The following is a 263-nucleotide window of genomic DNA, read 5'->3' as shown; positions in this document are numbered from 1 at the left end:
GCCAATTTGTGGTGTACTTGGTTCCGAATTAAAATCTCCCATTAAAAAAGCAGGATAATTTTTAGTGTTCAGTTCTTTCATTTTTGAAAGAACAAGCTGTACGCCTTTCACTCTTGCTTCTTCACCCATGTGATCCAAATGCAAATTGAAAACCCAGAATGTTTTTTTAGTTTTTAAATCTTTAAAAAGTCCATAAGTACAAACTCTGTTGCAGGCCGCATCCCAACCTCTTGAAACTACATTTGGAGTTTCTGATAGCCAGA

1 pseudogene is annotated in these 263 nt (G+C 36.1%); it reads right to left on the bottom strand.

Annotated elements, in window-relative coordinates:
• Window positions 1–263, bottom strand: a pseudogene (locus ACWA1B_RS22890) (endonuclease/exonuclease/phosphatase family protein); the annotation flags it as partial.

The organism is Flavobacterium xizangense (assembly GCF_054075145.1).
Note: the sequence above shows the minus strand (reverse complement) of the source record. Positions and strands in the feature narration are given on the sequence as shown.